We start from the raw sequence: 24807 nt of genomic DNA on the forward strand, positions 1-24807 counted from the left end.
TTGTCTCCATCCGTGAGGCGGGCTGTCCCTTTAAAATTTGTTGTAATTGTTCTGCTCTATGTGTAGTATAATATGGTATATAATTAATTCCGGAAAATGGCAGGTGGCTGTGGCTATGAATGGATACTACAGGGATAGAAGTGGCGGCATCTCACGCTGGTTGACGGTGCTGGCCATTGTTTTTTTTGCTTTCTTTGTGTTGGTGGGAGCAGTAATTGGCAGTAACTATCAGCACCTGGGCAATTTACTTAAAGTGATATCCCTGGTGCGCACCCAGTATATCGAGCCGGTACAAGTTACCGAGCTGGTTGACGGGGCTACTCGGGGCATTGTGGATGCGCTGGAGGATCCCTACTCGGTCTACCTGGACCCACAGACCTTTAAGCAGCTGCAGGAGCAAATCACCGGCAGCTTTGGCGGCCTGGGCATACTGGTGGGGTTGAATAAGGAGGAAATGCTCACCGTAGTACGGGTGTATGATCATACGCCTGCTGCGGAAGCGGGTGTACAGGCAGGCGATATCATTACCGGTATTGATGCGCGTGATGTGCAGGGGCTGGATTTGGATACCGCTGTTGGCCTGATGCGCGGTCCGGTGGGCAGTAAAATTAGGCTCAGCGTGCTGCGGGAGGGACATGCGGAACCACTAGAGTTTAAAATAACCAGGCAGGAAATAAGTGTCCCCACCGTGGAGGGAGAACTGCTGCCCGATTCTTCTATTGGCTATATAGCCATCAGCCAGTTTAATGAAAAAACTTCAAATGAAATGATGCAAATACTGGGCAAACTTAAGGGGCAGGGAATGCAGGGAATTATTTTGGATTTACGCGATAATCCAGGTGGTGAATTAACTGCTGCTACCCAGGTGGCGGATAATTTTATTCCCAAGGGGCCCATAGTGTATATTGATTACCGGACAGGTAAGGAGGAAATTAGAGAAGCAGACGATGATTATCTCAAACTGCCTCTGGCTGTGCTGGTCAACGGGGGCAGTGCCAGCGCCTCTGAAATCCTGGCCGGGGCTGTTAAGGATACTGAAGCAGGTGTTTTAGTGGGCACCAAGACCTTCGGCAAGGGCATTGTGCAAACAGTGTACACCCTGGATAATGATGCCGGCCTGAAGCTGACCACAGCCCGCTACCTGACGCCGAAGAAGAAGGATATCCATAAAAAAGGCGTACTGCCCGATGTGGTGGTGGAAAACCTGCCTGACCAGCCCGGTGACGAACAGCTGGATAAAGCTATTGCGCTGGTGAAACAGAAATTATAGCTGCCGGCAAGCGTTTGAGGTGAGTGCAATGTTTCCTTTTGCTGATATACTCCCTTTGATTATTGTGAGTATAGGGGCTATGCTGTGGGAGCCCGTGTTCTGGGTGGTGGTGCTGCTTATTGGGCTTCAGTTCTGGCGGATGCACGGCATGCGGTCAAGTATTTATGGGGTTGCGCTGAAATCCTCCCTTTGGTCTGAGGTGGGCACCATTATTCTGACAGGGTTGCTGGGCGGTATATTGGGCAGTTTGCTCATGGTGTTCATAGGGGTGACCCTGGCCGAGTCCGGCTTAATTTACCTCTGGCCGCTGGCCATCCTATTGATGCTGGTGGATGCGCGTTTTCTTTGTTTTGCCTACGCAGGCGGAATACTGGCTCTTTCCCATCTGCTGTTTGGCTTTCCCCGGGTGAATGTCTCCCAGGTGCTGGCTCTGGTTGCCGTGCTGCACATGGTGGAGAGTATGCTGATCTTCTTTAGCGGGCATCTCGGCGCGGTGCCTGCTTTTTTTCGAGATCGTGCTGGGCGGGTGGTCGGCGGGTTTACGCTGCAAAAGCTCTGGCCGATCCCCATTACAGCCCTGGCTGTTATGGTGGGTGTTGCTGCCCCGCCGGGCAGTGTGGACATGCCCGAATGGTGGCCCTTGATTCAACCCGGTGGGGAGGGTACTGAGGATATAGTCTATACTCTAATGCCTGTGGTGGCGGCGCTGGGCTATGGTGATATGGCGATTTGCCGGAGCCCGCGACAAAAAGGACGAATATCTGCGGGGTACCTGGCACTGTATAGTTTGCTGCTGCTGGTTCTAGCGGTGCTGGCCAGCCGCTCCCTGCTGCTGGGAGTGCTGGCTGCCCTGTTTGCCCCCCTGGGCCATGAAACGGTCATTTACATCGGACGCCGGTTGGAGATGGAGGGGGAGCCCATCCATGTACCCCATGCAGGCGGCCTGGCGGTGCTGGATGTGGTACCGAAATCTCCTGCCTGGCAGACCGGGCTGCGTTCGGGCGATTTGCTGGTACAAGTCAACGGCGTGCCGGTGCACAGCCGGGCGGATTTAGCGGTGCTGATGTACGCAGAGGGCCCAGCCCTGGAGATGGTCTATGTTAACAGCAAGGGGCGGCGTATTCGGCGACGGCTGCTGGTCCAGGCTAATGAACCGCTGGGTATCTTACCGGTACCCGAGGGTGACGAGCAGGAAGGGGTGGTGGAATTAAGTACCGCCGGGCCGCTGAGTCGTTATTTTACTGCGCTCTGGAGGCGGCTGGGCAATTAAGAGCCGTTAGGGCCGGCTACAAATTCGGCGTTGACAGGCATGTTTTAGCATGTCTATAATTTAACCAGGAATTGGGGTCAGGCTTAAACTTTCTTAAACTTATTGCTGCTGTAGCTGAATAACTTGTAAACAAGCCCGCCGTTGTGTTGTATGTCAGCTACCGGTGGGCTTTAGCTTTGTTTCACCTGGTTGCCGGTTCAGTGGCAAGGATTTGGCGTTGGTTTGCAGAAATTGTACAATATATAAGAAATGCATTGAGGTGCTAATATAATAATGAGACGGCTTGTTAAGGAGAGGCTGTGATATTAATTGTCTAAACCAATGCGTTTTGTAACCAGCAACCCGCAAAAAATATCTGAATATGAGCAGTTGCTAGCTCCTCATCAGTTTATCCCGGTGCGTTTAAATGTCCGACAACCCCAGGGGGATAACCAGCGGGAGGTGGTGCGGTGCAAGCTGCTGCTGGCCTACACCGAAAAAAGGGCCCGGTTGTTTGTGGACCACACAGGAATCAGTGTAGTAGCCTGGAATGGTTTGCCGGGAGGTATGACCAGGGAAATTTGGGGACAGCTGGGTATTGCCGGTTTTCTTCGACTGCTGCAGTGTGATGTTAACCGGCAGGCTACGGTACGCACCATTATCGGGTATTGCGACGGACGACAAATTTATACTTTCGAAGCCGAACTGGAGGGGGTCATCGCTGCTGAGCCCGATGGGTTGGCGAACACCTGGGAAAGTATATTTATACCTGCCGGATATGACCGGACGCTAGCTGCGCTGCCTCTGGAGGAGAAATTGCAAATATCGACCCGAGGTCAGGCAGCACAAAAATTTAAGGAGTTTTTATCCCAGCAGGCGGTGAGGATATGGTAAGCTATAATAAACTGATGGACGAATTGGCCCAGGATATCCTGGAAAAGAAAATCATTCCCTTTGTGGGGGCCGGTCTATCCCGTAACCTGGGGCTGCCGGAATGGGATGTTTTGATAGCTAAAATAGCGGAGGATTTGGATATAGACCCGGAGATCTTGTCTATCCACGGAGACTCCCTACAAATTGCCGAATACCATATCATCTGTCACGGTGGTAGTAAAAATCGAATCAGCAAAATCATTGACCGCAATCTGCGTTCCACGGAAGTGAATATTGCGGCCTCCGTTGTGCACAAGTGCTTGGTGGATATGCATTTCCCTAAAATATATACCACTAATTTTGATGAAGTGATTGAAAAAGCCTTCCGGTACCATGGAGAACCCTACTATGTGATTGCCACTCTGGATGATATACTGGCCGCCCCGGACAATGTGACCCAGATCGTCAAGTTTCACGGTACCCTGGACCTGGACGAAACGTTGGTGATCAGTGAAACCGATTACTACAACCGGCTGGACATGGAGGGGCCACTGGATATTAAATTACGGGCGGACCTGCTGGGCAAAACCGTGCTTTTTCTGGGCTACAGCTTTCGGGACCTGAATATCCGATATATGTGGAGCAAGCTTTTTAAAATCATGCAGGCTAATTGCAAGGCGTTCATGGTGACCATGAAGCCCAACTATGTATTTGAAAAGATTTACGGTGAAAAAGGTATGAAAATTATCTGCCTGGACTCAGATGATTTTAACGCCGATTTTACCGAATTTATGGTGGATTTGCGCAGCCGGGTGCAGAAGGGCTAGGCTGAGCTGAGTAAGTGAGCTAAATGAAGGTGTTAAATGGTGAAGGATAAACTTGAGCGCTGGAATCAGGCCAAGTCAGTTTGCCTGCGCTGCAGTGCCTGCCCGCTGGCGGACCGGCGAACCAAGGTGGTTTTTGGAGAAGGAGTGCTGACGGCGCCGGTGATGTTTGTGGGTGAGGGGCCCGGGGAGCAGGAGGATTTGCAGGGGAGGCCCTTTGTCGGCCCGGCCGGGCAACTGCTGGACCGGATGTTGGCCGCCATTGGCCTGAGCCGCGACCAAAACGCCATGATTTGCAATATCGTCAAGTGCCGCCCGCCCGGCAACCGGGAGCCCACTGCTGAGGAAGGCGCTCAATGCCTGCCTTTTTTAAGAGCCCAGGTGGATATCGTGCGGCCCCGGATTATTGTCTGTCTGGGAGCTACTGCGGTGCGGCACATCCTTGGCCCTGAGGCCCGGATCACCCGGGTGCGGGGGCAATGGATCGAGCGCAAGGGGTTCTGGATTACCGCCACCTACCACCCCGCCGCGTTGCTGCGGGATGCTTCCCGCAAAGGACAGGCCTGGTCTGACCTGCAAGCTATTCGTGCTAAACTGGCGGAGCTGGGTTTGATCCCGCCGGAGTCTGCTGATACATAGGTCTATTTGACAAGACGTTCCGTCTGCTTATGGGTGACCATGATTTACCCCTGCTAAGGTAACACAGCCTAAAGCCTGTAGTTTGTGCCGGCTTTAGGCTGTGTTATTGTTAATAGCTGGTTGTATTAGTCTATTGTTTAGTTATACATGCTATCACCTGGTCCTTTCACCGCAGCTCTGGTAGTTTGGCTGGTTTCCTCCCCTGCCGGCAAGGTTTTGCCGGTAGCTGCGCCGGATGGCGGCTCTAATTGCCAGGCGGTAATTTTGTCCTGTTTAGCCAGCTTTAACATGGCCATGTATTGCCTCTCGCTGGCTTTGATTTTGTGTATGGTACAATCAATAAAATTTTGATCGCTGACAAAATCAAAATCATACTTGGCTAGCTGCCATTCCCGCCGGGCGGAATTAACTGCTTCCAAAAGTCCACAGGGCTCTTTTTTTAAGGGTGATAACCAGGTTAGAAAACGATCAATATATTCTTTAAAATATTCTTTAAACACAGTGCAGTCGCCTCCCAAAAAATACCTATATCAATAAATATGCGCTTGCTTGCTATTTAGCACCTTTATAGCCGGCGACTGCTCCGACAACCTCTGCATAAAGACTTGCGAAGCAGCACAGCCTAAATAAAGCTTAATAATAACGTTAAATCAGCGCGAAATAGGCATAGAGTACAAGCTGTGCAAAGTAATCCATAACGCGTGCTGCTGAGATGGAAATATATCCCGGAGGTGGGTAAATGGGTGGACTCAGGTGCTTGGGGTGGTTAAAGCAAACCAGTGCTTTGCTGGTGATTGCTGTGCTGCTGGTATTGCCGCTGTTTTCTACGGGTTGCGGAAATCAGGAAGCGCAGCGCAAGCCTGCCGAGGCGCCGCTAAAGATTGCCTTTGCTGTGGCTGATCTGAACCGGGATGGCAACAAGACCATAAAAAAAATAGTGGATGAGCAAAAAAAACAGGCGAACGCCGATATAATCTGGCTAGATGCCAAAAACGATGCAGGTGAACAGCAAAAGCAGCTAAGTGGGCTGGCCGATAAAAAGATCAAGGCAGTGGTGCTGCAACCGGCTGATCCCGGTGCTGCCCAGGCGATGGTGGAAAATTTAGCCCGGTCCGGTATTAAGGTGGTAGCGCTGGAGAGCCTGCCTGTAAATACCCCGTTGGAGGGTTATATTGCTTCTGAACATGCTATGGTGGGGCGGCTGCAGGCCCGTTATGTCCTGGAGGCGCTGAGGCGATCTGCCGAGACCCGTGAGGATAGCCAGTTTACTCTACCCAAGGCGGGTACTATTATTAGGCCCGGAGAGGCTGAAAGTGAGCCAGCCCAAGAAGGACAGACAAGTTTGGCTAACGAAAGCGGGCAATCGCGTACAACAAGCAGTGGCCAGGGCTTGGTTTCCGGGGTGGTGGATTACACTGTGGTGGCTCAGCTGCCCACCAAGAGGCCCTTGAACCTGGTTATTTTGCAGGGGGACCCGCGCGACCAGACAGCCCGGGATATCACCGCTGCCAACCAGGCGGCTCTGCAGGGGCAAGAGGAGATCAGCATTGTAGAGGTTTTTGCCCACCCCCGCTGGGATCCAATTACAGTTCCCGCCAACCTGGCTGAGGCAATGAACAAGCATGGCCGGATTGACGTCATTTTGGCTAATGACAGCACTCTGGCTATGGCCGCGGTAGAGTTTTTAAAAATGGGTGGCTATGAGAAAAGTGTTTTAACTGTGGGCGCCGGAGCCGATGAAAAAGCCTCCCAGGCGCTGGTCAGAGGGGAACATGATGCAGAGGTTGACCTGCAGCCCGAGATGCTGGGTCGGTTTGCCCTGGAGGCGGCTGCAGGTCTGGCGAAAACCGGCTACTGGCAGTACGGTGAAAAGGTGAACAATGGTGATTACAGTGTACCTGCACGGATTGTGCCGGCCCGCCTGATTACCGCTAAAAATGCCTATTTGCTTGAAGAACGTTGGAAAGAGTTAAAGAAAGCCCGGGAAAAAGAGGGCGGCCAGCAGCAGGAACAGGCCCGGCCACCGGGTGAAGAACAGAGCGGCGGACAGGAGCAGGGGGACCAGCAAGGCCAGCAGGGCCAACAAGGTGAACAAAGCCAGCCGGGACAGCAGGGCAAAACAACGCTGCGCATTACTACCCAGGATGGTAAAACGATGGAAGTGCAGATTGAGGGCGAGGTTAAGAAAATTGAGTCTTCCCAGGGCGGTCAGCAAGGCTACGGGCAGGGCAGTGGTGATAACCGGCCGGAAGAACAAAGCCAGTAGGAGCACCTGCAATTGCCCGAGCAAGTGTTTTCAGTTGTTGCATTTGTATAAGCCTGCCATATGGTGAGTGAGCTGTTGTTATCTGGACAGCTCGCTCTTTTTATTTCATCCCTGGCTATAATGCTAGATTAATGCTAGATGGAAACGTTACTTGCTGCTGCTCAATCAGATATATTTTCGCGTTGCCTTGTCAGGATTTGTTACTATATTGAACTGTTGACCGGTGTGATATAATACACCCGGGTGATAATAATGCAATTTGAATTAAAATCTTCCTACGTGCCCCGGGGTGACCAGCCTAAGGCGATCGATGAGCTAGTCGAGGGGCTTAATGACGGACTGAAGCACCAGACGCTGCTGGGGGTAACCGGCAGCGGTAAAACATATACCATGGCCCAGGTAATCCAGCGAGTGCAGCGGCCTACGCTGGTACTGGCCCATAATAAAACCCTGGCCGCGCAGCTGTGCAGCGAGTTCAGGGAGTTTTTCCCTAACAATGCGGTGGATTATTTCGTTAGCTATTATGATTATTACCAGCCAGAGGCCTATATAGCTCACACCGATACCTACATTGAAAAAGATTCCTCAGTAAACGACGAAATTGACAAGCTGCGCCACTCGGCCACCTGTGCCTTGTTTGAGCGACGGGATGTGATTATCGTGGCCAGCGTATCATGTATCTACGGCCTGGGTGACCCCGAGCAGTACAGCACCCTGGTACTGTCCCTGCGCAAGGGGACCGAATACGACCGGGACGCTGTGCTGCGCCGGCTGGTGGACATCCAGTACGAGCGCAATGACATCAACTTTACCCGGGGTACCTTCCGGGTGCGGGGTGATGTGGTGGAAATATTTCCGGTAGGCAACTCGGAGCAGGCTATCCGGGTGGATTTTTTTGGCGATGAAGTTGAGCGCCTACTGGAATTTGACGTGCTAACCGGGGAGATTATCGGGGAGCGACAGCACGTTTCGGTTTTCCCAGCCAGTCACTATGCGATTTCCCGGGAACGCATGGAGGTGGCCGTCGCCAGCATTGAGGAGGAACTGGAGCAGCGCCTGTCCGAGCTGCGCGGGCAGGAAAAGCTGCTGGAGGCTCAGCGGCTGGAACAGCGCACCCGTTATGATATCGAGATGATGAGGGAGATGGGGTTCTGCAGCGGTATAGAGAACTATTCGCGGCATCTGACCGGGCGGCAGCCTGGCCAGCCGCCTTACACGCTGCTGGATTATTTTCCTGATGATTTTTTAATGATAATTGATGAATCCCACGTGAGCATTCCCCAGGTGCGAGCTATGTATGCCGGGGACCGCTCCCGCAAGGAATCCCTTGTGAACTACGGCTTCCGCCTGCCTTCGGCTTTTGATAACCGGCCCCTTACATTTGGGGAATTTGAAGAGCGGCTGGGCCAGGTGATTTACGTTTCAGCTACCCCCGGTCCCTATGAGCTGGAGCACAGCGACCGGGTAGTGGAGCAGATTATCCGCCCCACCGGCCTGGTGGATCCGGAATTGTTTGTCCGGCCCACCCGGGGTCAGATTGACGACTTAATCGGTGAAATCAACCGGCGGGTGGCCAGGCAGGAGCGGGTGTTGGTCACCACCTTAACCAAGAAAATGGCCGAGGACCTTACCGATTACTTGCGGGAGTCAGGTATTAAGGTGCGATATATGCATTCAGAGGTGCACACCATTGAGCGGATGGAAATAATCCGTGACCTGCGGCTGGGCACCTTTGATGTACTGGTGGGGATCAACCTGCTGCGGGAAGGCCTGGACCTACCCGAGGTGAGCCTGGTGGCCATCCTGGATGCCGACAAGGAGGGTTTCCTGCGCTCCGAGCGTTCCCTGATCCAGACTATCGGCAGAGCGGCCCGCAACGTAAACGGGCGGGTGATTATGTACGCCGATATGGTCACTGACTCCATGGCCCGGGCTATAAGCGAAACCGAGCGCCGCCGTAAACTGCAGACTGAGTTCAACCTGGCTCACGGCATTACGCCCCAAACCATTATCAAGGCGGTGCACGACGTTATCGAGGCCACCAAAGTGGCGGAGACCGCCGCGGTTTACGATACCGCCATTGAGGCGAAAAAAGGCCGGCTGAGTAAAAAAGAACTCAAAGCACTGCTAGCCCGCATGGAGAAAGAAATGCAGGAAGCTGCCCGGCGACTGGAATTCGAGCAAGCCGCCCAGCTCCGCGACGCCATCATCGAACTACGGGGTCAGGCTTAAACTTGCTTAAACTAACTGTAATATTGCAATTATGTGATATTGATTGTTCGGACAAGTGCTAATGTGGAACTGAATGATTAATTATTTGACAATTTATTTTACCGGTACTAATTAATTGGCTTAATCTAGCTGCCGAACCTTGATTCCAAAAAATACCTCTGATATAGTAAGGAAATAAGTAAGAACTAATGCATGCTGTTCCGGTGGTATTGAGCAAGCCACCGGTAGTGCTGAATAGAGCATAGATGCGGGAATAGGCTACAAAGCAGATGAAAGGGGAGTTTTACTTTGCAGGCGGAACTGGTGAAGCTGACCAGCAAAGGGCAGCTTACTTTACCCAAGGAATACCGGGATAAATTGTGCTTGGACAAAGGGTCCCACTTGTCGGTCACAGTCAAGGGTGATACATTAATGCTAAAAAAGGTATATGAATTGAAGCCGCTCAGTGATAATGATCCCATCTGGGATATGGTGGGGATTTTTGATGACCGCAGCCGGGCCGCCTTTGTTTCCATGGAACACGACAGCTGCGTGGCAAATGGGGAGCTGGGTTGATGGAAAAGATACTGGTGGATTCGGGGGCGGTTTTTGCTCTGCTGTGCAGGGATGACCAAAACCACTTGGCTGCGGTGGCCGTTTTGCAGAAAATGCAGAGGCAGCGGGCTTTGCCGGTATTAACCAATTATCTGCTGGCGGAGACTCATGCACTGCTGGCTGCTCGCTTGGGAGCGGATGCAGCAAGGCTGTGGCTGCGAAGCAATATTTGGCCGGTGGAGCGGGCTGGAACGGCGGATGAAAAGCGGGCGATGGAAATATTGCTGTCCGGCCGGGGTGGGGACTGTACTCTGGTGGATGCGACCAGCTTTGCAGTGATGGAGCGGCTGGCTATTAGCACTGTCTTCACCTTTGACCTAAATTTTGCCCATTACGGCTTTAGACTGGCGGAGACGGCGTAGCTGAACAGGGGGCTCCTCAGACTTTCCTTATTTCCTTTTTGCAGACCATCAGATAACTTAAAAACAGCATAATTATCGCTGTCCAGTACGGGTGAACAGCCGTTTGCGTTTGCAGTAAGGCCAGCAAGGCCAGTAAAAAGCCTGCGATGGTGATGGGCAGTCCAATATAAACACCGGAAAATTCCAGGACATTATAACGGGCTAGCCGGTAAGCTCCACAGGTAACAAAAATCACGGTCAAGATAAAGCCCAGCACAAAATATTCGGTGAAGCTAAGCAAGAAGAGAGAAACGGCCGGGGCAATACCAAAGGTAATCAGGTCGGACAAGGAATCCAATTGCTTGCCCATTTCGCTGGTTAGCTCGTACTTACGGGCAACATGCCCGTCCAGGCGGTCGAAAATCGCGCCGATGATGATGAGTAGTCCGGCCAGGGTAAAATTGCCTAAAGAAGCGGTTATAATTGAACTTAAACCCATGGCGATATTGCACAGGGTTAAAACATTGGGTAGCTGGGTTATGGGTGAGTTGCCGTTAATCATTCTTTAACACTCCAATGACGGTTATTCCTGCCCGCACCTTTTGACCTTTATGTACGACTATTTTGGTGCCGGCGGGTACAATAATTTCCGTGCAGGAACCAAATTTAATCAGCCCGAAAATTTGCCCCTGCTTTAAATAATCACCTTGCTGATTATAAAACACAATGCGCCTGGCCAAAAAACCGGTAATCTGGTGGATTAGCACTTTGGTATCACCGTTATCTATGCCCAGGGTGTTTCTTTCGTTAAACTCTGAAGCATGACTCTTAAAAGCCGGCAAATACTTGCCAGGTCGGTAGGAGGTATAAGTGATTTGCCCACTTATCGGGCTGCGATTGATATGCGCGTTAAACAAGGATAAAAAGATTCCGACTTTAATTGCCCGGCCATGGATAAAGGTTTCTTCATCAATTTCTTCAATGGCTTGAATAGTGCCGTCTGCTGCCGATAAAATGTGGTTGATGTTTGGAGCCACTCGGCGGGGGGGATTGCGGAAAAAGAACAGCACAAAAAGCAATAAAAGCGCGGGCAGTATGGCCATGATAGGGCTAAGGGTATAAATAAACAGGCTGAGTAATACTAATATTACTAAATATTGTATACACTCCCTGACTAGCATACCTTTTATAGTCCCTCCGCATATAATCTTATACAGATAGCTAATTAGATTTGCCTTAAACCACTAATTAAACCATACGTTTATTTATTGTATCATAACACCGTGCGATTTGATGTAGTAAAATGTTATCTGGATTCTTTTTTTTGTCGTTAGTCTACCCGGTATTCGTATCTAACCGAGCTAGTTTAGGGGGCAAGGTGCTCATACTGTTTGTTATTAACGGAGGCTTTTCATGCAGGACAAAATTGTGGTCAGGGGCGCCCGCGCCCATAATTTAAAGAACATTAACGTGGAAATCCCGCGGAATAAACTGGTGGTGATTACTGGCCTGTCGGGTTCAGGCAAATCCTCCCTGGCTTTTGATACTATTTACGCCGAGGGCCAACGCCGGTATGTAGAGTCTCTGTCAGCCTATGCCCGGCAGTTTTTGGGTCAGATGGACAAGCCTGATGTGGATTATATTGAAGGTTTGTCTCCGGCCATTTCCATTGACCAGAAGACCACCAGCCATAACCCCCGCTCCACCGTGGGTACAGTAACCGAGATTTATGACTATCTGCGGCTGCTTTATGCTCGTGCCGGGCGACCCCATTGTCCCAAGTGCGGCAAACCAATTACCCGCCAGACAGTGCAGCAAATTGTGGACCAGCTGTTGGCTATGCCTGAAGGGACCCGACTGCAGCTTTTGGCTCCTGTGGTGCGTGGTAAAAAGGGTGAGCATGTTAAATTACTGGAGGAAACCCGTAAAGAAGGGTTTGTCCGGGTACGGGTGGACGGTGAAGTACTGGATGTTAACGAGGAAATCAAGCTGGATAAGAACAAAAAGCATACCATCGAAATCGTGGTGGACCGGGTGATCATCCGCCCGGGCTCAGCCAGGCGGTTGTCTGACTCACTGGAAATCGCCCTTAAGCACGGGAATGGGGTGGTCGTGGCGGCGGTAGTAAATGGCGAGGAGATTGTTTTTAGCGGAAACTTTGCCTGCACCGACTGCGGTATCAGCATTACTGAGATCACTCCGCGGCTGTTTTCTTTTAACAGTCCCTTTGGGGCATGCCCGGAATGCACCGGGTTGGGGATTAAACTGGAACTGGACCCGGAACTGATCATCCCAGATAAAAATTTGTCGATTCGTCAGGGGGCTATCGAACCCTGGATGAAGAGTTTAAACGGCATGCGCTACCTGGAGGCTGTGGCGGAACACTATGATTTTGACCTGGATACCCCGGTGAGGTTAATGGACCCGGCTCACCTGGATAAACTGCTATACGGCACGGGCAAGGAGGCTATTCAGATTACCTTGTCCAACTCCACGGGCATTCTGCATAGCTACCGGTTACCCTTCGAGGGTGTAATGAATAATCTGAACCGCCGATATAAGGAAACCAACTCGGACTGGATGCGGGAAGAGATTGAAGGGTACATGAGCACAAAACCCTGTCCGGTCTGCCACGGTGCCCGGCTTAAGCCTGAAGCGCTGGCGGTTACCCTGGGGGGTCTTTCGATTAGCGAAGTTACTGCCATGCCGGTGCTTGATCTGCGCGACTTTTTGCAGGAAGTGGAGCTGAGCGAGCGGGAGCGTCTGATTGCACGGCAGGTGCTCAAGGAAATTGTGGACAGGCTTAACTTTTTAATCAACGTGGGCTTGGATTACCTGACTTTAGACCGGGCGTCGGGTACGCTCTCGGGCGGCGAGGCCCAGCGTATTCGGCTGGCTACCCAGATTGGCAGCGGCCTGATGGGGGTACTATATATTTTGGACGAGCCCAGCATTGGACTGCACCAGCGGGACAACCGCCGGCTGCTGAAAACGCTTATGCACCTGCGGGATCTGGGCAATACGCTGATCGTGGTGGAGCATGATGAGGAGACGATTTATGCGGCTGACCATATTATAGATATTGGACCCGGTGCCGGGGAACACGGCGGTTACCTGGTGGCCAGTGGCTCGGTACAGGATATCATGCAGACCCCTGAATCCATCACCGGGCAGTATTTGAGCGGGCAAAAATTTATCCCGGTGCCCAAGGTGCGCCGTCAACCCGGCAGTAAAACCCTTACTGTGGTGGGGGCCAGGGAACATAACCTAAAGAATGTTGATGTGGTCTTTCCTCTGGGGCTATTCATCTGTGTCACCGGTGTGTCCGGTTCGGGCAAAAGCACACTGGTGAACGAAATTCTTTATAAAAAACTGGCCTATGAGCTGCACCGGGCAAAGGCGAAGCCGGGGGATTGTCGGGAAATCCTTGGTATGGAGCACCTGGATAAGGTGATTGAGGTGAGCCAGTCGCCAATCGGGCGTACACCTCGCTCCAACCCGGTTACTTATACCGGTGTATTTACCGACATCAGGGACCTTTTTGCCCAGACCCCCGAGGCTAGGGCACGGGGCTATCGGCCGGGCAGGTTTAGCTTTAATGTTAAGGGCGGTCGTTGTGAGGCCTGCCGCGGGGACGGAATAATTACCATAGAAATGCACTTCTTGCCTGATGTGTACGTGCCCTGCGAGGTGTGCAAGGGTAAACGCTATAACCGGGAGACGCTGGAGGTTAAGTATAAGGGTAAAAGTATTGCTGATGTGCTGGATATGACGGTAGAGGAAGCACTGGAATTTTTCCAGTATCAGCCGAAAATTCAGCGCAAGCTGCAGACGCTGTTCGATGTGGGGCTGGGCTACATCCGCCTTGGCCAGCCTGCCACCGAGCTGTCCGGGGGAGAAGCCCAGCGGGTTAAGCTGGCCACCGAGCTGTCCCGGCGTTCCAACGGCAAGACATTGTATATCCTGGATGAGCCCACCACAGGCCTGCACATCGCAGATATCCATCGCCTGCTCAATGTGTTGCACCGGCTGGTGGACGCCGGGGATACCGTATTGGTGATCGAGCATAACCTGGATGTGATAAAAACGGCGGACTATATCATCGACTTGGGACCCGAAGGCGGCCATCGGGGCGGCGAAATTCTTGCTGTCGGCACCCCTGAGGAGGTAGCCCAGTCACCGATTTCATATACTGCTAAGTATTTAAGGGGTCAGGCTTAAACTTTCTTAAACTTATTTAGCAAAATCACTTCATAAAGGAACGCCTGTGCTATAATGAGGTAGCAAATTACTTTGTTGGGAGGGATTATGATATGCCCCGCCAGCCAAGGTTGCATCTGCCTGGGGCTTTTTATCATGTTATGGCTCGTGGCAACCGTAAACAGCATATCTTCCAAGGAAAAGAGGATTATATAACTTACTTGCGGTTAATGCGACATTATAGCCAGCGTTACAATGTCGAGGTGCACGGGTATGTGCTGCTGCCCAATCACGTGCATATGCTCCTAAAAATTGGCAATGTCACTCTTGCTAAATTTATGCAGGGCATACAGCAGACCTATACTCAGTATTTCAACAAAGAGCAGCAGCTGGTGGGACATGTGTTTCAAGGGCGTTATAATAGCATTTATGTGGACAGGGACGAGTACTTGTTGGAGCTTATCCGTTATATTCACCTTAACCCGGTAAAGGCCGGGCTGGTTGACGAGCCCTCAGAATATATTTGGTCCAGCCATCGCAGCTATTTTTATAATGACCAGTCCTTTGTTAAAACAGACTTTATCAAACAGCTGCTGGCCCACTACGGTGGAACGGTAATAGATGATTATAAATTAACACCTGAATCCATTAACCGTCAGCAAAGCCCTTCTAATGTAAATCAATATAACTTAGAGGCTAGACAACCAATTATGCTATACAAAGGCTTGGAGGATATCATGAGACAGTTATGCAAGGAATTGGAAATAGCTCCTGCAATAATTTTAGGGGCCGGCCGCGGTAGCCGGGCAGTGCTGGCTCGGCGATTGTTTGCTTATCTGGCCTGCCGCTTGGCCGGCCATCGTTTGCGTGACGTAGCCAGTTATTTAGGCTGCAGCGAAGTAACCACTTCCAAGTCAGTTAAATGGGTGGAGGAAAATCTGTCTGCTGAGGAAATAGATGGGGTCAGGCTTAAACTTTCTTAAATCAACCATGCAAACCATATATTACGATAATATAGTTACTTTAATAAAGTTAAAGCCTGACCCCTTAGGGGGTGGTGGAAGTGCGTGATAAGCTGGCTCAGCTGCCTGATAGTCCCGGGGTGTACTTGTTCCGGGACGGCAGTGAGCAAATTATCTATGTGGGTAAGGCGGTATCTCTGAAGAGCCGGGTGCGGTCTTACTTCAGCTCTGCGGCTGAGCGTGATGCCAAGGTGCGGGCGATGATGGGGCGGGCCAGGGATTTTGAGTATATCACCACCGATTCCGAGGTGGAAGCTTTGATTCTGGAGGCTAACTTAATCAAGGAGCATCGCCCCCGGTACAATATCAGCCTTAAGGATGATAAAACTTATCCTTATCTCAAGGTAACCACCAATGAGCAGTACCCCCGGGTCTTCATTACCCGGCGGGTGATTAAGGACGGTGCCCGTTATTTCGGCCCATACACCCATGTGGGAGCGGTGCACGAAACTCTGAAGCTGCTAAGGCGCATTTTTCCCCTGCGCACCTGCAAGCAGCAGGTGCTCGCCCCGCGCAGCCGGCCTTGCTTGAACCAGCATATCAAGCGGTGCTTGGGTCCTTGCTGTGATTTGGTTACTCCTGAGGAATACCGCAAGCTTGTGGACGGGGTACTGCTCTTTATGGAGGGCAAACAGGAGGACCTGGTGGAGGGGTTGCGCCAGCGCATGGAAGAGGCTGCAGTTAACCTGGAGTTTGAGCGGGCTGCCGAGCTGCGGGATCAGCTGCTGGCCGTGGAACAGGTGATGGAACGACAAAAAATTGTGTCTTCGGATAACAACGACCGGGATGTGCTGGCCATGGCCCGTGGGCAGGATGAGGCCTGCGTGATGGTGTTCTTTGTACGGGGCGGCAAGCTGATCGGTCGGGAACACTTTATGGTGGAGGGCACCGCCGATATGAGCAGGGATGAGGTGCTCACGGCTTTCCTGAAACAATATTACCTGCGGGCTGAATTTGTGCCCCGGGAGGTGCTGGTGGAGAATGTGCTGGCCGGGGAAGTCGAGGTGCTGGAGCACTGGCTTAGCGACAAGCGCGGCGGACGGGTGTACCTGATCAGGCCCCAGCGGGGGGATAAAAAGCGCCTGGTGGATTTGGCGGGACGCAATGCTCTGCTTGTGTTGCAGGAGGTGGAAACCGGGCGGGCGGTGCGGAAGGACGAACTCCAGCAGGCGCTGCAGCAGCTGGCTGAGACACTGGAATTAAAGACTCTGCCTCTACGCATGGAATGCTATGATATTTCCAATACCCAGGGCACTGAGTCGGTAGCTTCCATGGTGGTGTTTGAGGAGGGCAAACCGGCGCCCCATCAGTACAGGCGGTTTAAGATAAAAACCGTTACCGGCCCGGATGACTTTGCATCGATGCGTGAGGTACTGAACCGGCGGCTGGCTCGAGGTCGAGAGGAGCGCGAGCTGGTTAATACAGGGCAAATGTCCAGCCGGGATGCCAAGTTTCAACGCTTCCCCGATCTTCTGGTGGTGGATGGTGGCAAGGGGCAGCTTTCTTCTGCGGTAGCGTCTCTTGAGGAACAGGGCTTTAGTTACCTACCTGTTTGCGGGCTGGCTAAGGAGGAGGAATTAATCTTTCTGCCCGGCCGGGCCGAGCCCGTGCGTTTGCCCGAAAATTCCCCGGCCTTGAAAATGTTGCAGCGGCTGCGGGACGAGGCGCACCGGTTTGCCGTGACCTACCATCGCCGTCTGCGGGTCCAGCGCAACCTCAAATCGATGTTGGAGGAAATCGACGGTATCGGCGCGGTGCGCCGTCGGGAATTACTCAAAGCTTTTGGCTCGGTGGAGAAAATCCAGGCTGCTGCCCTGGAGGAGCTTGTTGCGGTGCCCGGCATGAACCAGCGTGCCGCTCAGGCGGTATACGATTTTTTTCGGAACTAGGGCCGGCAAGGAAGGCAATTAACAGATGGCTGCATAGGGGTTGCAAATGATTAAGCGCATTAATAACTGGCGGCAATCTCTATGCCTGCATATTCAGGGGACGTTTTAGATGTGCCTGTCTTTGGAAGCTATCCTATGGGCTTCATGCATAAAAATCAATACAGCATTAAAACCCATCTTTAATAAAACAATGGTTAGAGGCATAGGTCATTTAGGGGGCAATAAAATTGAGTAAAGGCCAATATAAATTGCTGGCTGTGGATTTAGACGATACCATCCTGAATTCCCGGTTGATAATCCCCGATTGCTCGCGCCTGGCCGTTGAGCAGGCGCGGCAGGCCGGGGTGCGAGTGATATTGGCAACTGGTCGGATGTTCTGTTCGGCACTGCCTTTTGCCCGGGAACTGGGGGTGGAGGATTATTTGATGACCTACCAGGGGGGACTGGTGAAGCATGCCGTGACCGGTGATGTCTTGTTACACCGGCCGGTGCCCCTTGAGCTGGCACTGGAGGTAAATGAGCTGGTGAACCGGTATGGCTACCATGTTAATATTTACCTGGATGACGTGCCCTACATAGCGCGGCAAACCAAGGAAAGTGAGCTGTACACTTCTATTTCCCGCATCCCCATGGAAGAGGTGGGCGACCTTGGGTCCTTTCTCCGTGAACGGGCTCAGGACCCCACTAAGATTGTGGTGGTTACCCGGGAGGAGTTGATTGATCGCTTGCAGGAAGAGGTACAGCCACTGTTTGGGCATCTCTTGCATATTTCCAAGTCCAAACCTCATTTTCTGGAGTTTTCCCACCCGCAGGGGAACAAGGGCGATGCTCTGGCGGCCATTGCCGGATACTACGGCGTGGCGCGGGAGGAAATCATTGCAGTGGGGGACAGTTACAATGATCTGGAAATGCTTGATTATGCCGGGTTAGGGGTAGTGGTGGGCAATGCCCGCCCGGAAATCCAAGCCCGGGCTGATTACGTGTGCCGGAGTAATGATGAGTGTGGTGTGGCTGAAGTGGTGGAGAAATTTATTTTAAACGCGTAAAGTTCAACTTTTAGCCTGCATATTGCCTGTAGTTTTTCAATAGGTATAACTTAAAACAGATAAGCCTGACCCCTATTGCAGTTTGGTGGTCAGGCTATATCTATATAATGCTGGTATGGAAATTAACAGTTAGTTTAAGAAAGTTTAAGCCTGACCCCATTGTATCGGGCTACTGCTTTTTCGTAATCTGGGCGCTTTTGGCTGTAGTCTTGCCGTCCCATTAGTGCATAGGTGATGTTTTTGCCTTCTTCCACACCGGGCTGGTCAAAGGGGTTGATGTTGTAAAGGTTAGCCGTGTATACCACCAGGGCTTCATAGAAATATAACAGCGCGCCCAGCGTTTCCGGGGAGACCTCCTTCAAGGTAATCCGGTAGCAGGGCCGGCCTGCGCCCACCAGGGTCATTTCGGTGGCCAGCTGTTCAATGTCCAGCTGCTCGCTCATGGTATGTCCGGTGAAGTAAGCGTATTCTTTCTCTTCCGGGAAGGCTTCCGGCAAAGTGATATCCACAGGAAAACTGTCAATCTTGACAAAACCCAGCACTTTATCTGCGGGGCCTTCCTTATAAAGCTGTAGTATGGAATGCTGATCCGTGGCTCCAAGACTGGTCAGCGGCGTGGTGCCAGCGTAAACTACCTGGCCGTCCAGATTTATTTTTTTGCCCAGGCTTTCCGCCCATAATTGCACAAACCACAAGCCGAATTCTAACAGCAGGCTGCTGTAATTAAACAGCACGTGGATAGATTTACCTTTCCTGGCCAGTTCATAAAGGCAGGTGCCCAGACCAAACAGGGCGTTTTGCGGTAAAGGGGTGTCAATGATGGATTGATGCACCGTTGCCGCGCCGGCCAGTAGCCGGGTGCTATCAACACCGGTAATTTCAGCGGGCAGAAAGCCCACTGAGGATAAAACAGAATAACGGCCGCCCAGGTTTTTGGGAATATGCAGCAGGTGGCAGCCCAGCTGTTGGGCAATATGATTTATGCCGTTGTCACCGGAGTCGCAGATAATCACGATGTCCTCCTTGCGTCCGCCGGCGGCCTTGTATTGGTCATAGAAGAAAATAAATTGCGCTGCGGTTTCCGGGGTGGAACCAGATTTACTGGTATAAATGATAGCGGTTTTTGCTATATTAATCACACCCAGCACCTTGGTGATCAGTACAGGGTCCAGGTTATCCAGGATAAACAGCCGGGGCTGAGCATGTTTTTCCAGGTTGTAAAAAGGGCCGTGCAAAAACTGCAATACTGCTTTAGTCCCCAGCGCTGAGCCACCGATGCCCAGGAGTAGTATATCATCGTATTTTTCACCCAGGGTTTTAGCCAGATTCTTGATATGGGGGATGGCGTCGGCCTCGCCGAAGGACAGGGTGATCGGTGAGGTTTTATCCTTAAGCGCAGTTTGGAATTTGGCGAAGGCAGGCCCGTATTGGGCTGCAAACTGCTCAAAGTCAGCCCTGGGTATAAAGTTGGCCGTGTCTTGCTCACTAAATAAACTACCTATATCAATAGTAATCAAGCTTTGCATTTGTTCACATCCTTATTATTAGTTCTGTTTTAGTATAACCGCAGGATAGGAGGTTATTTGCGCAACAAGCTCGGTCTAAATTATTGTAGCTGTTATGCTTTAATTAGGATTTATCTGTCAATTATTATACTTGATTTTTTAGAATTTTTAAAGAATAGGTTGGCAGGAATTTAACACTACTTGTATAAGATGGTATGGCAGGTTAAATTTATGTCAGGACAACAAAATATATTACGACACTAGCAAAAAGTTTTGTAGTGGGGTAAATATAGTGTTATCGTGAATAAATTGTTTTGGGTTGAGATATGTTAAAATATCAGCAGTGTTAACTCAAACAGGAGTACCGGTGCTATGCAGCTGTTTGCTGATTGGCATGTACATACTAGTTACAGTGACGGGCGGGCTACGCTTGAGGAAATGGTGGCGGCGGCGGCCAGCTGCGGGCTGGATGAGGTGGCAGTTACCGATCACGGCCCCCGAGCCATGTTTATCGGTGTTCGGGAGGCCGGGGTTTATCAAGAGCTTAAGGAACAGGCTGCCCGGCTGGCGGAACACTACCCGGTGCGAGTGCTGGTAGGTGCTGAGGCTAATGTGATTAGCTTGTCCGGGGAGATCGATTTGCCGGCGTCCATCATTAAGGAGCTGGATATATTGGCAGCCGGGCTGCATCCCCAGGTTTGGTGCCTGCCGTGGTGGCAAACAGTGACCTGGATTTTGCCCAACCGGCTGGGTAAAGCAGTAGGGTCAATTCGGGAAAAAATGCGTGAGGCTAATACCCTGGCGCTGGTAGCTGCAGTGCGCCAAAACCCGCTAACTTTTATCTCTCACCCTGGTTTAGGTATGGCTGTAGATCTAGACGAGGTAGCCCGGGCCTGTGCAGTAACCGGATGCGCCATGGAGATTAATACCGGTCACCATTATGTCCGGGATAAGGTGGTGTTATCTGCGTTGCGTGAAGGGGCTCGGCTAGTGGTGAACAGTGATGCTCATGTCCCTGGGACAGTGGGTAAGTTGGATATTGGTATTAAGCTGCTGGACAAGTACCGGGTACCGCCGGAGCAGGTACTAAATGCCCGCCCGGCTCCCCAAAAGGTAGAATCCAGGCTACCAGTCTTTACAGCTATAGCCGGGCGGATGGTGTCACCGCCCTCGTGAATCATGTAGATGAAACTAGTCAATTTATGTTGAACTAGTTGATATAAAAGGGGTTAGTTTCTATTGAGTGCACATATGGTTATCGTCACCGGCCTGTCCGGTGCTGGGAAAACTCAAGCGCTACGCCACCTGGAGGACATGGGTTATTTTTGCGTGGATAATTTACCACCTACCTTGATTCCCAAGTTCGCCGAACTCTGTGCGCAAACCAACCGCGGTATTAGTAATATGGCTCTGGTTGTAGATATTCGGGGTGGGGAATTTTTTCAAGCCTTGTCCGAAGTGCTGGAGCAGTTGAAGCAGTACGGTATTAAGTATGAAATATTATATCTGGAGGCCTCGGATGACGTGCTGGTAAGGCGCTATAAAGAATCACGCCGTCGTCATCCCCTTGATACGCATGGCGAAGTGCTGCCTAATATCCATGAGGAACGGATGTTACTGGCGGAAATCAGGGGACAGGCCGATAAAATTATTGATACCTCAAATTTAAAGTCCCAGGAACTCAAAGATAAACTGATTGATCTGTTCAGCAGTGAAACAGCAAGTTCCCAACTGTTGATTTCCGTGATATCCTTTGGTTTTAAATACGGTATCCCCCTGGATAGTGACCTGGTCATTGATGTTCGGTTCTTGCCCAATCCTTTTTATGATCCGGCGATGAGGCCATTGTCCGGTAATGAACCGGTGGTACGCGATTTTGTTTTTAATTCGCCGGTGACCATCGAATTTATGGAGAAATTTACCGACCTGGTGGAGTTTCTCATCCCGCGCTATATTGACGAGGGTAAGACGACATTAATGATTGCGATCGGTTGCACCGGTGGTATGCACCGCTCCGTAGCTCTGGCCAACCGGCTGGGTGAAATACTCCAGAACAAGGAGTACCGGGTGGCGGTAATTCACCGGGATATTAACAGGGTTAGTTAGGCGCAGCTGTAAGCTTAAACAGGCTAACAGCTGGCGGTATATATAGTGCTATAAAGAGATCGAGTAGGGCATCGAGATATATTTTCGGTGTCTTTTTTACGCCAATGGTACAGCCAGGGTAAGTGCCATGCAATAATATTAGTTGCCCAATGAGTTGCTTGACGCTGTTTGGTTTGCGGTATACTATGAAATAATATGAAAAACCAGTGTATTAGTTAAGAATTGTTTGAGGAAGTGTCAAGCATGCCAGGGCGACAAGTATATTTGGACAACAGCGCCACCACCCGTCCTTACCCGGAAGTGGTCCAAGCCGTGGTGGAAGCGATGGAAGTGTATTATGGCAACCCATCCTCGTTGCATAAAAAAGGCGTTGAAGCCAGCCGGGTACTGATCCAGGCACGGGAAGCGGTGGCTGCTAGCCTGGGTGTGGGTTCCGGTGAAATTGTGTTCACGGGCGGGGGCACCGAAGCGATTAATTTAGCCCTCAAGGGGGTACTGCCCGGCCGGCGGGGCAGGCATGTAATAACCACTGCAGTGGAGCACCCTGCGGTTTTAAATACCTGTGAGCAGTTAAAAGCGCAGGGTGTGGAGGTCACGGTGCTGCCTGTTGACGGGCAGGGTGTGCTGGAACCCGGGCAGCTTCAGAAAGCGTTGCGGGATGATACTTATCTGGTGTCCGTAATGTATGTGAATAATGAGGTGGGCGCGGTGCAGCCGTTGGAGGAAATCGCTGCAGTACTGGCTGATTTACGCCGGGGTGGGCGCAAACTCCTGTGGCATGTGGATGCGGTGCAGGCTTACGGAAAACTGTCCGTGCGACCCAGGGAACTGGGTGTAGATTTGCTGTCGGTGAGCGCCCACAAAGTGCATGGACCTAAAGGGGTAGGAGCGCTGTATGTAGCATCCCACACGCAGTTGCAGCCTCTGCTGGCAGGTGGCGGGCAGGAGCATGGCCTGCGTTCGGGTACGGAAAATGTGCCCGGCATCGCTGGTTTTGGTGTAGCGGCCGCAATAATTGCCCGGGAAGTTAAGGGAGTAGCCGGAAAAATTTTCTCTTTGAAAAAAAGGCTTGTCGATGGTATCATGGCAGCTGTTCCAGGTGCGGTTTTAAATGGCCCGGCGTGCCGGCAGGACAACCCGCGCTGTGCTCCGCAGATTGCTAACCTATCCTTCCCAGGCCTGCGCGGGGAGATACTGCTGCACTCCCTGGAGGAGCGGGGTATCTATGTTTCCACCGGTTCGGCTTGTGCCAGCCGGAAGAACCCGGGCAGCCATGTGCTCAAGGCAATGGGCGCCACAGGGGAGCTGCTGGAAGGGGCGTTGCGGTTCAGCCTGTCACCGATGACTACGGTGGAGGAAATTGATTACACGGTGGAGCAAACAGCAGCTGTGGTCCGGGAACTCTATGCTTTATATAATTAGCCGGCGTGGTGTACCACGGGACTTTGGGGATCAGATCTATTGTAAACACTGGTATGCTTTTCAATTGTGAAAGGAACGATGGACCATGTATAATATATATATGATTCGCTACGGGGAAATCGGGCTGAAGGGCAAAAATCGGCCGGCCTTCGAACGCCGGTTGATGGATAATATATATCGTGCACTCAAAAAATTGAGGTCGCCCTCCCGAGTGCTGCGGGTGTATGGCCGCATTTTAGTGGAAAGTGAAGCTGAGCCATCCCGGGTGCTGGAAATATTAAGTAAAGTCTTCGGTATTGTGGGCGTCAGCCCGGCGCTACGCCTGCCTCTGGAGGAGGAGGCTATTTGTGCAGGGGCGCTGGCGACAATGAAGGATGCCGCTGCCCGCATGCTGTTGCCTGCCGGCGTGGCGTTGACTTTTAAGGTTGAATCTAGGCGCTCCAACAAGCAATTTCCTCGCACTTCCCCTGAGCTGAATGGTCTGATTGGCGGCTATTTGCTAGAGCATTTTCCCGGACTACAGGTGGATGTGCATTCACCCAAAATTAAGGTACAGGTAGAAATCCGGGAAAAAAACGCCTTTGTGTACGCTGATGATATACCAGGTGTGGGCGGACTTCCCGTTGGGGCGAGCGGCAAGGCTTTGCTGTTGCTTTCCGGGGGTATTGACAGCCCGGTAGCCGGCTGGATGGCCATGAAGCGGGGGATTGAAATTGAAGCGGTGCATTTTTACAGTTTCCCCTTTACCGGAGAGAAATCCCTGGAAAAGGTGCGTGACCTGTGCCGTATTCTCACCAACTATACGGCCAGGATTAAAATCCATATCGTGCATTTTACCGATATCCAAAAGGAAATCCAGAAGAACTGCCCTGAGGAACTGCGGGTGACTCTGATGCGGCGCATGATGTTTCGCCTGGCCGCGCGGATTGCGGATGAACAGGGGGCGCTGGCGTTGGTTACAGGGGAAAGTGTGGGTCAGGTGGCCAGCCAGACGCTGGAAAGCATGCGGGTTATAAACCAGGTTGTCGATATTCCCGTGCTGCGCCCGGTTGTGGGCATGGACAAGCTAGAAATTGTAAGCCGGGCACAGGTCATCGGAACATATGAAACATCGATACTGCCTTATGAGGACTGTTGCACTTTATTTTTACCCAAGCATCCGGCCACCAGGCCCCGGCTGGAACAGGCGTTGGAGGCCGAGCAAGCTCTGGATATTGTAAGCTTGCTGGCCGGGGCGCTGGAACGAACAGTGGTGGAGGAGGTTCAGCAGCCCCTGCTTTAAGCCTGTTGTGTAGTGTATTGTTGCCAGGGCGAGTGCAAATGCTCTCT

21 protein-coding genes are annotated in these 24807 nt (G+C 51.7%); 17 read left to right on the top strand and 4 right to left on the bottom strand.

Going from position 1 to position 24807, the window contains the following annotated elements:
• The first annotated feature begins 115 nt into the window (after positions 1 to 115).
• From SPSYN_RS04255 to SPSYN_RS04275, 5 genes are all read left to right on the top strand, one after another.
• Positions 116 to 1270, top strand: coding sequence for a S41 family peptidase (locus SPSYN_RS04255; RefSeq protein ID WP_161821250.1), 1155 nt, complete (start codon positions 116 to 118; stop codon positions 1268 to 1270).
• 28 nt (positions 1271 to 1298) lie between these two features.
• Complete coding sequence (locus SPSYN_RS04260; RefSeq protein WP_161821251.1) at positions 1299 to 2540, top strand: PDZ domain-containing protein; 1242 nt, start codon at positions 1299 to 1301, stop codon at positions 2538 to 2540.
• 309 nt (positions 2541 to 2849) lie between these two features.
• Complete coding sequence (locus tag SPSYN_RS04265) at positions 2850 to 3413, top strand: non-canonical purine NTP pyrophosphatase (RefSeq protein ID WP_161821252.1); 564 nt, start codon at positions 2850 to 2852, stop codon at positions 3411 to 3413.
• On the top strand, positions 3407 to 4219 hold the full coding sequence (locus SPSYN_RS04270; protein ID WP_161821253.1) for an SIR2 family protein: 813 nt from the start codon (positions 3407 to 3409) through the stop codon (positions 4217 to 4219). The genes SPSYN_RS04265 and SPSYN_RS04270 overlap by 7 nt, the downstream gene beginning before the upstream one ends.
• Before the next feature lie 36 nt (positions 4220 to 4255).
• A complete protein-coding gene (locus SPSYN_RS04275; protein ID WP_161821254.1) occupies positions 4256 to 4855 on the top strand; it encodes a uracil-DNA glycosylase in 600 nt (199 codons plus the stop codon).
• 137 nt (positions 4856 to 4992) lie between these two features.
• On the opposite strand, the gene SPSYN_RS04280 is transcribed toward SPSYN_RS04275, so the two are convergent.
• Entirely contained in the window at positions 4993 to 5355 is a 363-nt protein-coding gene (locus SPSYN_RS04280; RefSeq protein WP_161821255.1) for a DUF2508 family protein, read from the bottom strand.
• A 239-nt stretch (positions 5356 to 5594) separates the two neighbouring features.
• Between SPSYN_RS04280 and SPSYN_RS04285 the strand changes: the two genes are divergently transcribed.
• The 4 genes from SPSYN_RS04285 to SPSYN_RS04300 all read left to right on the top strand — a co-directional run bounded on the left by SPSYN_RS04285 (position 5595) and on the right by SPSYN_RS04300 (position 10309).
• Positions 5595 to 7121, top strand: a complete 1527-nt coding sequence (locus tag SPSYN_RS04285) for a sugar ABC transporter substrate-binding protein (RefSeq protein ID WP_161821256.1) — start codon at positions 5595 to 5597, stop codon at positions 7119 to 7121.
• A gap of 252 nt (positions 7122 to 7373) precedes the next feature.
• Positions 7374 to 9353, top strand: coding sequence for an excinuclease ABC subunit UvrB (uvrB, locus tag SPSYN_RS04290; RefSeq protein WP_161821257.1), 1980 nt, complete (start codon positions 7374 to 7376; stop codon positions 9351 to 9353).
• A gap of 288 nt (positions 9354 to 9641) precedes the next feature.
• Positions 9642 to 9908, top strand: a complete 267-nt coding sequence (locus SPSYN_RS04295; protein ID WP_161821258.1) for an AbrB/MazE/SpoVT family DNA-binding domain-containing protein — start codon at positions 9642 to 9644, stop codon at positions 9906 to 9908.
• A complete protein-coding gene (locus tag SPSYN_RS04300; RefSeq protein WP_161821259.1) occupies positions 9908 to 10309 on the top strand; it encodes a type II toxin-antitoxin system VapC family toxin in 402 nt (133 codons plus the stop codon). The genes SPSYN_RS04295 and SPSYN_RS04300 overlap by 1 nt, the downstream gene beginning before the upstream one ends.
• A 16-nt stretch (positions 10310 to 10325) precedes the next feature.
• Here SPSYN_RS04300 and pssA read toward each other — a convergent pair whose 3' ends face one another.
• Together pssA and SPSYN_RS04310 are read right to left on the bottom strand one after the other, a co-directional pair.
• Positions 10326 to 10850, bottom strand: coding sequence for a CDP-diacylglycerol--serine O-phosphatidyltransferase (gene pssA, locus SPSYN_RS04305; RefSeq protein ID WP_161821260.1), 525 nt, complete (start codon positions 10848 to 10850; stop codon positions 10326 to 10328).
• Positions 10843 to 11469 carry a phosphatidylserine decarboxylase family protein gene (locus SPSYN_RS04310; RefSeq protein WP_161821261.1) on the bottom strand — a complete coding sequence of 209 codons (627 nt, stop codon included), beginning with the start codon at positions 11467 to 11469 and terminating at the stop codon, positions 10843 to 10845. Before SPSYN_RS04310 ends, pssA begins: the two co-directional genes overlap by 8 nt.
• Before the next feature lie 232 nt (positions 11470 to 11701).
• Between SPSYN_RS04310 and uvrA the strand changes: the two genes are divergently transcribed.
• The 4 genes from uvrA (at position 11702) to SPSYN_RS04330 (ending at position 18445) form a co-directional block, all read left to right on the top strand.
• Positions 11702 to 14509 carry an excinuclease ABC subunit UvrA gene (gene uvrA / locus SPSYN_RS04315; protein WP_161821262.1) on the top strand — a complete coding sequence of 936 codons (2808 nt, stop codon included), beginning with the start codon at positions 11702 to 11704 and terminating at the stop codon, positions 14507 to 14509.
• Between the two features lie 92 nt (positions 14510 to 14601).
• A complete protein-coding gene (locus SPSYN_RS04320; protein WP_161821263.1) occupies positions 14602 to 15471 on the top strand; it encodes an REP-associated tyrosine transposase in 870 nt (289 codons plus the stop codon).
• A gap of 74 nt (positions 15472 to 15545) precedes the next feature.
• Positions 15546 to 17399 (top strand): excinuclease ABC subunit UvrC, encoded by a 1854-nt coding sequence (gene uvrC, locus SPSYN_RS04325; RefSeq protein ID WP_161821264.1) that lies wholly within the window; start codon positions 15546 to 15548, stop codon positions 17397 to 17399.
• Between the two features lie 227 nt (positions 17400 to 17626).
• Entirely contained in the window at positions 17627 to 18445 is an 819-nt protein-coding gene (locus SPSYN_RS04330; RefSeq protein ID WP_161821265.1) for a Cof-type HAD-IIB family hydrolase, read from the top strand.
• Positions 18446 to 18579: 134 nt separating this feature from the next.
• Here the strand turns inward: SPSYN_RS04330 and SPSYN_RS04335 are convergent, their stop codons facing one another.
• Positions 18580 to 19971, bottom strand: coding sequence for a glucose-6-phosphate isomerase (locus SPSYN_RS04335; RefSeq protein WP_161821266.1), 1392 nt, complete (start codon positions 19969 to 19971; stop codon positions 18580 to 18582).
• 351 nt (positions 19972 to 20322) lie between these two features.
• On the opposite strand from SPSYN_RS04335, the gene SPSYN_RS04340 reads away from it, so the two are divergent.
• The 4 genes from SPSYN_RS04340 to thiI all read left to right on the top strand — a co-directional run bounded on the left by SPSYN_RS04340 (position 20323) and on the right by thiI (position 24760).
• Positions 20323 to 21126: a PHP domain-containing protein gene (locus SPSYN_RS04340; RefSeq protein WP_161821267.1), complete on the top strand. Its 804-nt coding sequence runs from the start codon at positions 20323 to 20325 to the stop codon at positions 21124 to 21126.
• 75 nt (positions 21127 to 21201) lie between these two features.
• The gene (gene rapZ / locus SPSYN_RS04345; protein WP_161821426.1) at positions 21202 to 22056 is read left to right on the top strand and encodes an RNase adapter RapZ; all 855 of its coding nucleotides are present in this window, start codon (positions 21202 to 21204) and stop codon (positions 22054 to 22056) included.
• Between the two features lie 243 nt (positions 22057 to 22299).
• A complete protein-coding gene (locus tag SPSYN_RS04350) occupies positions 22300 to 23478 on the top strand; it encodes a cysteine desulfurase family protein (RefSeq protein ID WP_161821268.1) in 1179 nt (392 codons plus the stop codon).
• 85 nt (positions 23479 to 23563) lie between these two features.
• Positions 23564 to 24760 carry a tRNA uracil 4-sulfurtransferase ThiI gene (gene thiI, locus SPSYN_RS04355; protein ID WP_161821269.1) on the top strand — a complete coding sequence of 399 codons (1197 nt, stop codon included), beginning with the start codon at positions 23564 to 23566 and terminating at the stop codon, positions 24758 to 24760.
• Positions 24761 to 24807 lie beyond the last annotated feature (47 nt).

Origin of the sequence: Sporotomaculum syntrophicum (assembly GCF_009932395.1) — a bacterium.
GTDB lineage: Bacteria > Bacillota > Desulfotomaculia > Desulfotomaculales > Desulfallaceae > Sporotomaculum > Sporotomaculum syntrophicum.

Bases quoted from the DNA above. Each gene is read 5' to 3' on its own strand.
- SPSYN_RS04255 (WP_161821250.1), top strand. From the start codon at position 116: ATGAATGGATACTACAGGGATAGAAGTGGCGGCATCTCACGCTGGTTG.
- SPSYN_RS04260 (WP_161821251.1), top strand. From the start codon at position 1,299: ATGTTTCCTTTTGCTGATATACTCCCTTTGATTATTGTGAGTATAGGG.
- SPSYN_RS04270 (WP_161821253.1), top strand. From the start codon at position 3,407: ATGGTAAGCTATAATAAACTGATGGACGAATTGGCCCAGGATATCCTG.
- SPSYN_RS04275 (WP_161821254.1), top strand. From the start codon at position 4,256: ATGGTGAAGGATAAACTTGAGCGCTGGAATCAGGCCAAGTCAGTTTGC.
- SPSYN_RS04285 (WP_161821256.1), top strand. From the start codon at position 5,595: ATGGGTGGACTCAGGTGCTTGGGGTGGTTAAAGCAAACCAGTGCTTTG.
- uvrB (WP_161821257.1), top strand. From the start codon at position 7,374: ATGCAATTTGAATTAAAATCTTCCTACGTGCCCCGGGGTGACCAGCCT.
- SPSYN_RS04300 (WP_161821259.1), top strand. From the start codon at position 9,908: ATGGAAAAGATACTGGTGGATTCGGGGGCGGTTTTTGCTCTGCTGTGC.
- pssA (WP_161821260.1), bottom strand. From the start codon at position 10,850: ATGATTAACGGCAACTCACCCATAACCCAGCTACCCAATGTTTTAACC.
- SPSYN_RS04310 (WP_161821261.1), bottom strand. From the start codon at position 11,469: ATGCTAGTCAGGGAGTGTATACAATATTTAGTAATATTAGTATTACTC.
- uvrA (WP_161821262.1), top strand. From the start codon at position 11,702: ATGCAGGACAAAATTGTGGTCAGGGGCGCCCGCGCCCATAATTTAAAG.
- SPSYN_RS04320 (WP_161821263.1), top strand. From the start codon at position 14,602: ATGCCCCGCCAGCCAAGGTTGCATCTGCCTGGGGCTTTTTATCATGTT.
- SPSYN_RS04335 (WP_161821266.1), bottom strand. From the start codon at position 19,971: ATGCAAAGCTTGATTACTATTGATATAGGTAGTTTATTTAGTGAGCAA.
- SPSYN_RS04340 (WP_161821267.1), top strand. From the start codon at position 20,323: ATGCAGCTGTTTGCTGATTGGCATGTACATACTAGTTACAGTGACGGG.
- rapZ (WP_161821426.1), top strand. From the start codon at position 21,202: ATGGTTATCGTCACCGGCCTGTCCGGTGCTGGGAAAACTCAAGCGCTA.
- SPSYN_RS04350 (WP_161821268.1), top strand. From the start codon at position 22,300: ATGCCAGGGCGACAAGTATATTTGGACAACAGCGCCACCACCCGTCCT.
- thiI (WP_161821269.1), top strand. From the start codon at position 23,564: ATGTATAATATATATATGATTCGCTACGGGGAAATCGGGCTGAAGGGC.